Genomic DNA, 11,162 nt, shown 5'->3' with positions numbered 1-11,162 from the left:
AAATTACTTGTGGATTAATTGCATTGATCCAGATTAAAACCACTACTGCAAATGTAAATCTAAATGCTGGCGCATTCTGGATTTTTTTATTTTGAAAAAACCTACAAAGCGAGCTTTGGGCTTTTTTCATAATAAAAAAATCTGCATTCCCATGCAGATTTTCGCTTGATGTGGGTCATACTGGATTCGAACCAGTGACTTCCACGTTGTCGACGTGACACTCTGAACCAACTGAGTTAATGACCCCTGTAACTAAAAAGAGTCCGTTAAAAACGGACTCTTTTGTTGTGGGCGATGAGGGATTCGAACCCCCGACCCCCTCGGTGTAAACGAGGTGCTCTGAACCAACTGAGCTAATCGCCCTTCGTAATTGGACTGCAAATATACTAGACTTTTTAGAATTGCAAAGCTTTTTTATAAAAAAAATTAAATTATTTCTGCAACTACAAATGTACTGCCTCCAATATAGATTATATCATCCATTTTTGACGCTCTTTTTGCCGCCTTAAGCGCTTCATTTACACTAACGTAACCTAAACCTTTAAAACCATTCTCTAAAAAAATACTTTTTAAAATATTTTCATCCAAACCTCTTGGAACATCCGGTTTACAGAAGTAATAAATTGCTTTTTTAGGTAAAAGAGGTAAGATGGTCTCCAAAGCCTTGTCATTAACTACCCCAAAAACAATATGCAACTTGTTATATGGCAAATTAAGTAACTGCTCCATTACCAATTTCAATCCTTCAGAATTATGTGCCGTATCACAAACCACTAATGGTTTATCGTGTAAAATTTGCCATCGACCTTGAAAACCTGTATTTATCTCTACGTTTTTTAAACCCTCTTTGATATGAATATCTTTTAATTTAAAGTTAAGCGTTCGCAGTACATCAATCGCCTGCAATACCGTTTGAATGTTTTCTTTTTGATAGACACCTTTTAAGTCCGATTCATAATCAGGGTGTTCCATTTGGTCTGCAAATGAAATAGACGCTTCTAAACTACTTGCAACATTCTTAAAAACAGATTGGGTTTCGCTTTGCGTTTTACCAATAACAACGGGAATATTCTTTTTAATAATTCCAGCTTTTTCAAATGCAATTTTATCAAGCGAATCACCTAGAAATTGGGTGTGATCTAATCCGATGTTTGTTATAATAGAAAGTTCTGGTGTAATAATGTTAGTAGAATCCAATCGGCCACCTAATCCGACTTCAATAATGGCCACATCAACTTTCTCTTTCAAAAAACAATCGAATGCCATTCCTGATGTCATTTCAAAAAACGATAATCCAGTTTCTTCTAAATATTCTTTATTGCTTTCTATAAATTCAACAACAGATCCCTTGCTGATCATCTGGCCGTTAATACGAATACGTTCACGAAAATCCTTTAAATGTGGAGACGTAGACAACCCTACCTTATAACCAGCTTCTTGTAATATGGAAGACAACATGTTACTTGTAGACCCTTTTCCATTAGTACCACCCACGTGAATGGTTTTAATTTGGTTTTGAGGATTATTTAAATGATTAGCAAAACTTATAGAATTGTCTAAATTTGCTTTAAAAGCACTTTTACCTTGCCTTTGATACATTGGAAGTTTAGAAAACATCCAACTTAAAGTATCTTGATATGTCATGAATTACTGGCCTAAATTGAAATTTACTTTTACAAATCCAACCTGCCTGGCTGGTGCTTTACTATCTGATCGCCACTTATGAGATAAAGCAATTTTTCTTGCTGGTTCTAGTAAACATGCGGCCGTATTAGTTGTGCCTTTAGCTCCAGGATTGGCCTCAATTACATTTCCTGCACGATCAACAACAATCTCAACGATAACCATACCCGACTCATTACAATCCTGTTGAATAGTTTTATATGTAGCTTTACCACGACCATTTAAGCCATAACCAACACCTCCACTTCCAGAACCTGGATCGCCAAAATAGCTAGTTGCATAGGGGTTGCCATCCAACTGGCCTTTATCTCCTGCTTTATTATCATCCCCTTCTCCGCCGGTGGTTTTGCCTTCCGATTTACTAACTCCGCCTATTAAAGCATCTAACTTTTTCTTTTTGGCTTCTTTTTCAGCTTGTTCTTTTGCTTTTTGTTCTGCCTCTGCTTTCGCTTTTGCATCTGCTTTTGCTTGGGCTTTCGCTTTCGCATCCGAAACAGCTTTTGCCTTGGCATCCACCTGCTTCTTTTTCTCAATGGCTAAAGATTCTTCATTATTTTGTGTAATAACATCTTCCGCTTTTGTTTTTTCGGCCGCGGCTGCTTCAGGTTTTGTTTTTTGGGATTTAGTAACCGTTTCTTCCGGTGGTTGCTCTATTTCCCTTGGCTCCGATTTCACAGGTTCTTTAGGTTGCACATTTCCGCTTCCCACAGGTGAATTTCCAAAATTAATTGCCACACCATATTCTTCTGGCGGATCCATATAAGAAGCGCCAACCACAAATAATAGCAACACCAAGATTACAGCTATTAAAGCAGTAATCTTGGCAGAATTGCGTTCGTGTTTGGTTTCTAAATATTTCATAGTATATCTAAATTGTGCTTAATTCGGTTTAACCGCTAAAATGACCTTAATCTTATTTCTATTAGCAATATCCATAACTTTTACAACATTATCTACAGGCACAGATTTTTCGGCACGTAAAACTAAAGTTGGTTTTTCTTGACTGGATAAAGCCTCTAATAATTCACCTTCTAACATGCTTTCCCCTACTAATTTCTGATCGACATAATATCTTAAATCTTTAGTGATACTTACGGCTATAGATTTTTTATTTTCTGTTTTTCCGCTGGCACTAGGAAGTAAAATATCAATAGCACTCGTGGTTACAAGTGTCGAAGCAATCATAAAAAATATAAGTAAAAGGAATACAATATCCGTCATAGAGGACATGTTGAATTCTGGCGTTACTTTATTTCTTCCGCGTATGTTCATATTATATCGGTTCGTTTAAATGATCTAAAAATTCTAAAGAATGTGCTTCCATTTGATAAACCATTTTATTTGTTTTTACCACTAAATGGTTATACGTAATGTAAGCAACAATACCCACAATTAAACCAGCTACAGTAGTTGTCATAGCCGTATATAATCCGCTAGCAAGGACATCCATTTGAATAGTTCCTCCAGCATTAGCTAATTCGAAAATAGCTAAAATCATACCTACCACGGTTCCTAAGAATCCAATCATTGGTGCGGCACCAGAAATAGTAGCTAAAACACTTACGTTTTTTTCTAAGCCATAAATTTCTAAACGACCTGCGTTTTCGATAGCTGTATTTATATCTTCAAGGGGTTTTCCAATTCTAGAAATTCCTTTATTGATTAACCGAGAAACAGGAGAATTAACTTGAGCGCACAAAAGTTGAGCCGCTTCTATTTTACCATTACTAACATGATCTTTTATTTGATTCATAAAATTACTATCAATTGCAGATGCAGCTTTAATGGCGAATAAACGCTCGAAATAAATATAACAGGCTACTATTAATAATATAAAAAGTATAGCGATAATTATTTGTCCTGCTAATCCTCCACTAGTTATTAACTCAATAATGGAGAGTGTTTTTTCCACAGGCTCAACATCGGTTAGTATTTCCGCTCCTTCTGGAACATCTTGAGAACTTTGTAATATTGTATGTATCATATGCTATTTTAAATGTTATACGTTTAACGTGTTATATTGAATTAAATTATATTAAAAAATGGTTCTTGTAAACATGAAGGCTATGGCACCAACTATAAAACCGATTAGCGCTAACCAGCCTATATTTTTAAGGTACCAGAAAAATTCTATTCTTTCCATTCCCATGGCTACAACACCAGAGGCGGACCCAATAATAAGCATACTTCCCCCCGTTCCGGCAGCGTAAGCAATAAAATGCCATAATTCATTATCTAGCGGTTCTGTAAACATACCTAAACTAGCTGCTACTAAAGGTACATTATCGATTACTGCTGAACCAACCCCTATTAATAAAACTACTAAATCCGAAACACCTCCATGGTGAATTTCCGTTCCTAGCAGAGGCATATTTTCTTGCAAAGTTGAAGCAAAACCGAATAAAACACCCAATGATTCTAATGCAGCAACAGCCATTAAAATACCTAAAAAGAATAGAATACTTGGCAATTCAATTTTAGACAATGATAAATGCACCGGACTATGATGCCCTTTATGGTCGGCATCCTTATCCGCGTCAATAGACATTGCAAACTTTCTATTACTAAAAACTTCCGCAAAAATAGCCACAAAACTTAAAGCCAACATCATACCAACGTATGGTGGTAGATGTGTGAAACCCTTAAAAACAGGCACGGATATAATTCCACCTAACCCTAAATATAGCATAGTAGCGCCATATTTACTTTTAGATTTCTCCTCGTCACCTGGACTGTCTATTTTCCCTTTAAATGCTGGCAAAAACGATGCAATAAACGTAGGTACTAACATACACAATAGGGATGGTATAAATAAGTACACAAATAAATGACCACTCGATACTTTTTTACCAATCCAAAGCATCGTTGTTGTTACATCACCAATAGGAGACCAAGCTCCACCAGCATTAGCGGCAATAATAATTAAACCAGCATACCAAATTCGAACATTACGATCGTAAATTAGTTTTTGAAGTATAGATATTAAAACGATAGTTGCTGTTAAATTATCAATAATAGCCGATAAAAAAAATGCCAAAAAACCAAATATCCAAAGAATATTTTTTTTGCTTTTCGTTTTTATAAAACTTTTAATCGTTGAAAAACCATCAAAATAATCTATGATTTCCACAATTGTCATGGCCCCTATTAAGAACACTAATATTTCAGCTGTTTTACCTAAATGATGCAATAAGGTTTCTTCCATGAGAAGAACTCTTTCTTCATGATCTAACAAACCTAAATTATCCACTAAAGTATGCTTGACCGAATCAAACCATTGAGGAAAACTATCTACTCCTAACGCAATTAAAGCCCAACTAATAGCCATCATGACTAAAGCTGGTATCAATTTATCTATTTTTAGTTTATGCTCTAACGTGATAGCTAAATAACCTAAAACAAATACGATAACTATTAGTGTTTCCATAAAACTCTAGGCGTTAAACGAGTTGACCCAATGCGATTTCAAAGGCGGTTTTACTTAATTCCTTTTTTGAACTATTTTGATTGTAAACATTTTGTAAAGCTTTCTTTATAGTATCAGAAGTGTCTTCAAAAATAGAATCATCAGTCATTTCTACACGGTTTTCCATCAAGTATGCAAAAACGCGAGCCATACCACAATTAGAAATAAAATCTGGTATTAAACTGACGCGTTCATCCGTATGTTCCATAATTGGGCCAAAGAAAATTTCCTTATCAGCAAATGGCACATTAGCTCCACAAGAAACAACTTCCAAACCACTACTTATCATGGCGTCCACCTGCTCTTTTGTAATTAATCGGGATGCTGCACATGGTAAGAAGATTTCTGATTCCAAGTCCCAAACCTTATCATTCATTTCTTGAAAAGGAATTAAGTTATCTTCACCTAATGTGTTTCCTTTTTTATTCAAGTATAAATTCGTAATTTCTTCAAAAGTAAATCCGTCTTTGTTTATTACACCTCCGGCGATATCCATTATACCAACCACTTTAGCACCCATTTTAGAAATATAAAAAGCAGCTGCTGCACCAACGTTACCAAAACCCTGGACTACAACACGTTTATCCTTTACTGACCCCCCAAAAATATCGTAATAATGTTTCACGGCCATGGCAACTCCAAATCCAGTAATCATATCAGCTACCGAATATTTTCTTTTCACGCTAGGCGAATATTTAGAACTTTCAATAACCTTTATGACACCTTGACGCAATTGACCGATACGGTTAATTTTGTCTCCTGGTGTTGGCTTAAAATGTCCTTCGAAAACGCCCTCTTGCGGATGCCAAAGACCTGTTTGTTCTGTCATTGGAATAACTTCATGACTTTCATCAACGTTTAAATCGCCTCCAGTTCCGTAGTAACTTTTCAATAATGGAGAAACAGCTTTAAACCAACGTTCCAAAACTCCCTTTTTTCTTGGATCTTGCGGATCAAAATTAATCCCGGATTTGGCTCCTCCAATGGCGGGTCCCGAAACTGTAAACTTTACTTCCATTGTTTTCGCTAAGGATAATACTTCATTTACATCCAAACCTTTACGCATACGCGTTCCACCTCCTGCTGCACCACCACGTAAAGAACTTATTACAGTCCATCCTTCCGCTTCTGTTTCTGGATCTTTCCAATGGAAAACTATTTCCGGTTGTTTATTCTCGTACTTTTGAAGTAATTCTTTCATTATAGTAATTAATATTTTTGAATGATCAGATTCTCATTGTTTCCCAACAAATATAAACACAAAAAATTGCTAATTATCAAATTTTCAATATTTTTAAGGATGATATATTTCCCCCGAACTATGATCGGTTTTTGCACCTGTAACCGTTGCTAAACAATTAACTTCATTTCGCTTTTTTAAAGCGCCTAATAAGCTAAATATCAGAGCTTCCTTATACTCAATAAGTTGGGCATTTGGAATGGTGATTACTGCTTTTGTTAGTTTTTTAATTTCAGCCATAAGGAATAGATTATAAACACCACCTCCAGTTATTAAAGTCTTCCCCATTTTTATTTGACTTCCTACTTGAATGGCTACATGCTGGACAACCGTCCTTAATATATCAGCGGTAGATAAATCGAAAGCATCAATAACAGGGAAAATTTGCGTTTTAACCCATTCCAATCCCAATGATTTTGGATGTGTTTTTTGATAAAAATCAATATTATTTAATTCCTTTAAAAGCACTTTATGAACTTGTCCAGATGCCGCTATTTTTCCCGCATTATCATAATCTAAACCTAAAGAAGTGACATAATGATTGAGGACGATATTAACAGGACAAACATCATATGCTATACGTTGGCCATTAATTTCTGTTGATAAATTTGCGAAGCCTCCCAAATTGAGACAATAATCATATTCTGAAAAAAGAAGTTTATCACCAATCGGAACCAATGGTGCACCTTGACCACCAAGTAGTACGTCCTGCACTCTAAAATCGCATATAACGGTTTGTTGTGTTAGACTAGCAAGAGATTGTTTATTTCCAATTTGAACGGTGATACCAGCATTAGGTTGATGTAAAGCGGTGTGACCATGTGAACTTATAAAATCTAAATCTGTAATTTTATGTCGATCAATAAACGTATTAATAACTGTTGCCAAATACTGTGTATATTCGCCATCCAATTTATCTAATTCATCTTTAGACAGTCCTACGAGATTCTTCAATTTTTTCAACCAATCCGCAGGATACGCGATAGTTTCACAATTTAAAAAATTATAGTGCCATTTGCCATTATATGATAAAGTAATATGTGCCAAATCAACACCATCAAGAGATGTTCCAGACATAATCCCTAAAACGCTATAAAAAGATTTTACCATATCCCGTAAAAATACTAATCATAATTGAAAAAACGGGACTAAAACCTTATATTTGCACTCATTTTTATCAATTCAATAATTATAATTACTATGGATTTTAATCTTACCGAAGAACATATGATGATTCGCGACGCAGCACGCGATTTTGCACAAACAGAATTGCTGCCTGGCGTTATTGAGCGTGATAATAAACAAGAGTTTCCGCAAGAATTAGTGAAAAAAATGGGAGATCTTGGTTTTATGGGACTTATGGTAGATCCAAAATATGGCGGAAGTGGAATGGATGCTATTTCCTATGTGCTCGTTATGGAGGAGTTATCAAAAATTGATGCATCAGCTTCTGTAATTGTATCTGTAAATAACTCATTAGTATGTTACGGATTAGAAACATACGCAAACCAAGCACAGAAAGACAAGTATTTAACCAAATTAGCGACCGGTGAATTTATTGGTGCATTTTGTTTAAGTGAACCTGAAGCTGGCAGTGATGCAACTTCACAAGCAACAACAGCTATAGATAAAGGTGATCACTATGTTTTAAATGGGACTAAAAACTGGATTACAAGCGGTGGTCGTGCCGATGTGTTTTTAGTTATTGCACAAACGGATAGAGACAAAGGTCATCACGGAATTAATGCGTTTATTGTGGATAAAGGCTTACCTGGATTTGATGTTGGACCTAAAGAAGACAAATTAGGAATTCGTGGAAGTGACACCCATACATTACAGTTTAATGACGTAAAAGTGCCTAAAGAGAATAGAATTGGTATCGACGGATTTGGTTTTAAGTTCGCTATGAAAACGTTATCTGGTGGCCGAATTGGAATTGCAGCTCAAGCACTAGGTATTGCATCTGGCGCTTATGAATTGGCTTTAAAGTATAGTAAAGTGCGTAAATCTTTTGGCACCGCAATTTGTAATCATCAAGCTATTGCTTTTAAATTAGCGGATATGGCTACAGAAATTGAAGCCGCCAGAATGTTAGTAATGAAAGCAGCATGGGATAAAGATCAGGGTAATAATTACGATATGTCCAGTGCTATGGCAAAATTATACGCCAGTAAAGTAGCAATGGATACAACGATTGAAGCCGTGCAAATTCACGGTGGAAATGGTTTTGTTAAGGAGTACCATGTAGAACGTTTAATGCGTGATGCGAAAATCACACAGATTTATGAAGGAACTTCAGAGATTCAAAAAATAGTAATTTCCAGAGGTGTATTAAAAGATTAATGCCTGCAACTTATAAAAATTAAAATCCCAATGGCTACATTGGGATTTTTTTTATTTCAACGTTTCTAACACAAGTCGGAGTTCACCGTAGCTATATTTTTCATCGAGTTGATGTTTTAAATCTGATAGGTTTTCAAACTTTTGCTTCGGAATTAGTTTTTGTAATTCCTTATAATGCTTTTCACTCATTAGGTCCGTTGCTTTTATTTCTCCTGAAGGAATAAAAGTAACTAAATGTCCAAAAATAGTATTTTCATTTAATTCTCTTGTATCAGCAATTTCGGGCAAGGTTTTTCCTGCCTGGTAAAGATTGAGTGATTGCAATTTGGTGTCAACTTTTTTTTCCTTATTTTTTTCAGGCTTATCAGTTTCTGTCTTTTCCTCGAATTCTATGTCATTCTCATCACAAAACTCTTTTATAACTCCCAAAATTTCAGAACCATATTTTTCGACACGAACTTTTCCCATATCTACAATATCTAATAGCTCATTTTTAGTTGTTGGTAAAGTTTCACACATGGCATACAATGCTTTTTGGGTAAATACCTGATAGTGAATCAAGTCGTTTTCCTGCGCAACTTCATTTCGGAATACACGCAGCAACTCAAATAACTCAACATTGGTAGTCCCATCGACAACCGCTTTTTTAAGCTTTTTAGGTTTCTCTTTGGCTAAAAACACAGCTTTTGCACGTAAATCCAGAAATAGTCTCGTTTTAAACCCTGTAGATAATTCTTTAAAATATAAGGACTTAGACTCTAATAATTCCTCGATACTATCACTGTTTTTATTGATGTCCTTTTCAATAGTTTGATTATCAGTGGTGAAATTAAATGTTTTAAACGCCGGTAGTATTACCGTATCTAATTCATTCTTAAAATAAGAAATAGCTTTTATAAAACGCTTTTGAATCATATCGCTTTTTTCTGGAATGGTCTCTTCTTCAGAAATAGCTTTCAATTGCTTATTGAAGGCATTCCCAACTTTTAATAGACCAGTAATGGTATCTTTTATAGCAATCAATTGTAATTCTATTTTACCTTCAATACTCCCTCTGTTTTTATAATAAACATCTAAAATCCGATTGATGGGATACAACAGTTCGTAGAAATTAAAAACATCTGCTATTAATCCTAATTGAAAAGACTTTTGAGAAACCTCTAATACTTTCTCATCTGGTTGGTTCTCGTTAGCAGCCTCATTAAAAGTAATAACCTGACTATCGCTTATAATTTGATTTGAAGTAATTTTACTCTTTAAAACTAAACCTTCCAACGATTTACAGCGACTTAATGCCACATAAGTTTGACCATGAGCAAACGCACCTTGCGCGTCAATAATTGCCTTTTCAAAAGTTAAACCTTGACTCTTATGAATGGTAATTGCCCAAGCGAGTCTTAAAGGAATTTGAGTAAATGATCCAATTTTATCCTCCGTAATTGCTTTGGTTTCCTTATTTACACTGTAATTTATATTGTCCCAGACTTCAGGAGTGGTAACAATATTAAAATCATCATCAGGACAGCGTACGACCACTTCATCTTTATTAAGTTTGATAATCTTCCCTATCTTACCATTAAAATAACGCTTTTCTTGTGAACTGTCGTTTTTAATAAACATGACTTGTGCACCAAGCTTTAAAGCCAGTTCCTCTTTGTTAGGATATGCATGTTCTGGAAACTTGCCCGTTACTTCTGCATTATAGTTTTGAATTTTAGAATCTATCCCATCCAATTCTATTTTATTAGTTTGTTCCGCTCTATTATTGTGAGTTGTTAATTGAATATAGCCTTCATTTGGATTAGGGATAAAATCTGGCTTATACCGCTTATTTAATATAGCTTCAGCCTCTTTTGAAAGTTTATTATTTCTAATTTCATTCAAAATATTGATAAACTCCGGATTTTCCTGTCTGTAAATATGCTTTAATTCAATTGAAATCGGTTCGCATTGTTGATATGCATGACTGCTAAAAAAGAATCCATTCACATAGTACTTTCTCAATAAGGCCCATTCGTGATCTTTAATAACAGGAGACAATTGTTGCAAATCGCCAATCATTAATACTTGGACACCACCGAATATTTTATTTTTACTGCGAAAACGCCTTAAGGTTTTATCAATACCATCTAATAAGTCTGCACGAACCATACTAATTTCATCAATAACCAATAAATCCATGGACTTAATAATATTGATTTTTGTTTTGCTGAACTTCCTATTAAATCCTTGCGAAGTATTAGTATCTGAATCTGGTAATATAGGTCCAAAAGGTAACTGAAAAAAAGAATGAATGGTAACTCCTTTCGCATTAATAGCTGCTACGCCCGTTGGTGCGACCACAACGGTTCGTTTTAGGGATTCATTTTTAAGTTTATGAAGAAACGTTGTTTTACCGGTCCCCGCTTTGCCTGTTAAGAATATATTTCT

At 35.1% G+C, this 11,162-nt stretch carries 9 protein-coding genes and 2 tRNA genes; 1 reads left to right on the top strand and 10 read right to left on the bottom strand.

All coding sequences use genetic code 11. The annotated features are described in order from the left end of the window. Positions 1 to 171 precede the first annotated feature (171 nt). From BZARG_RS12960 to BZARG_RS12920, 9 genes are all read right to left on the bottom strand, one after another. Positions 172 to 246, bottom strand: a tRNA-Val gene (locus BZARG_RS12960). A 42-nt stretch (positions 247 to 288) separates the two neighbouring features. Next, positions 289 to 363 (bottom strand) — tRNA-Val (locus BZARG_RS12955). A 63-nt stretch (positions 364 to 426) separates the two neighbouring features. Continuing rightward, on the bottom strand, positions 427 to 1,644 hold the full coding sequence (locus BZARG_RS12950; RefSeq protein ID WP_008639107.1) for a bifunctional folylpolyglutamate synthase/dihydrofolate synthase: 1,218 nt from the start codon (positions 1,642 to 1,644) through the stop codon (positions 427 to 429). 3 nt (positions 1,645 to 1,647) lie between these two features. Further along, on the bottom strand, positions 1,648 to 2,544 hold the full coding sequence (locus tag BZARG_RS12945) for a hypothetical protein (protein ID WP_008639112.1): 897 nt from the start codon (positions 2,542 to 2,544) through the stop codon (positions 1,648 to 1,650). Positions 2,545 to 2,562: 18 nt separating this feature from the next. After that, on the bottom strand, positions 2,563 to 2,955 hold the full coding sequence (locus BZARG_RS12940; protein ID WP_008639117.1) for an ExbD/TolR family protein: 393 nt from the start codon (positions 2,953 to 2,955) through the stop codon (positions 2,563 to 2,565). Between the two features lies 1 nt (position 2,956). Further along, on the bottom strand, positions 2,957 to 3,667 hold the full coding sequence (locus tag BZARG_RS12935; protein ID WP_008639109.1) for a MotA/TolQ/ExbB proton channel family protein: 711 nt from the start codon (positions 3,665 to 3,667) through the stop codon (positions 2,957 to 2,959). 51 nt (positions 3,668 to 3,718) lie between these two features. Further along, entirely contained in the window at positions 3,719 to 5,110 is a 1,392-nt protein-coding gene (gene nhaD, locus BZARG_RS12930; protein ID WP_008639115.1) for a sodium:proton antiporter NhaD, read from the bottom strand. Between the two features lie 13 nt (positions 5,111 to 5,123). Then, entirely contained in the window at positions 5,124 to 6,350 is a 1,227-nt protein-coding gene (locus tag BZARG_RS12925; RefSeq protein WP_008639119.1) for a Glu/Leu/Phe/Val dehydrogenase dimerization domain-containing protein, read from the bottom strand. Positions 6,351 to 6,443: 93 nt separating this feature from the next. Then, positions 6,444 to 7,499: an anhydro-N-acetylmuramic acid kinase gene (locus BZARG_RS12920; protein WP_008639114.1), complete on the bottom strand. Its 1,056-nt coding sequence runs from the start codon at positions 7,497 to 7,499 to the stop codon at positions 6,444 to 6,446. A gap of 90 nt (positions 7,500 to 7,589) precedes the next feature. Between BZARG_RS12920 and BZARG_RS12915 the strand changes: the two genes are divergently transcribed. Beyond that, complete coding sequence (locus BZARG_RS12915; RefSeq protein ID WP_008639105.1) at positions 7,590 to 8,732, top strand: acyl-CoA dehydrogenase; 1,143 nt, start codon at positions 7,590 to 7,592, stop codon at positions 8,730 to 8,732. Between the two features lie 51 nt (positions 8,733 to 8,783). Here BZARG_RS12915 and BZARG_RS12910 read toward each other — a convergent pair. Then, a partial coding sequence (locus tag BZARG_RS12910) for a helix-turn-helix domain-containing protein (RefSeq protein ID WP_123766964.1) occupies positions 8,784 to 11,162 on the bottom strand: 2,379 nt, incomplete at its 5' end.

It is taken from the genome of Bizionia argentinensis JUB59, assembly GCF_000224335.1.
GTDB lineage: Bacteria > Bacteroidota > Bacteroidia > Flavobacteriales > Flavobacteriaceae > Algorimicrobium > Algorimicrobium argentinense.
Note: the sequence above shows the minus strand (reverse complement) of the source record. Positions and strands in the feature narration are given on the sequence as shown.

Coding starts and splice junctions, on each gene's coding strand:
- BZARG_RS12950 (WP_008639107.1), bottom strand. CDS start 1,644: ATGACATATCAAGATACTTTAAGTTGGATGTTTTCTAAACTTCCAATG.
- BZARG_RS12945 (WP_008639112.1), bottom strand. CDS start 2,544: ATGAAATATTTAGAAACCAAACACGAACGCAATTCTGCCAAGATTACT.
- BZARG_RS12940 (WP_008639117.1), bottom strand. CDS start 2,955: ATGAACATACGCGGAAGAAATAAAGTAACGCCAGAATTCAACATGTCC.
- BZARG_RS12935 (WP_008639109.1), bottom strand. CDS start 3,667: ATGATACATACAATATTACAAAGTTCTCAAGATGTTCCAGAAGGAGCG.
- nhaD (WP_008639115.1), bottom strand. CDS start 5,110: ATGGAAACACTAATAGTTATCGTATTTGTTTTAGGTTATTTAGCTATC.
- BZARG_RS12925 (WP_008639119.1), bottom strand. CDS start 6,350: ATGAAAGAATTACTTCAAAAGTACGAGAATAAACAACCGGAAATAGTT.
- BZARG_RS12920 (WP_008639114.1), bottom strand. CDS start 7,499: ATGGTAAAATCTTTTTATAGCGTTTTAGGGATTATGTCTGGAACATCT.
- BZARG_RS12915 (WP_008639105.1), top strand. CDS start 7,590: ATGGATTTTAATCTTACCGAAGAACATATGATGATTCGCGACGCAGCA.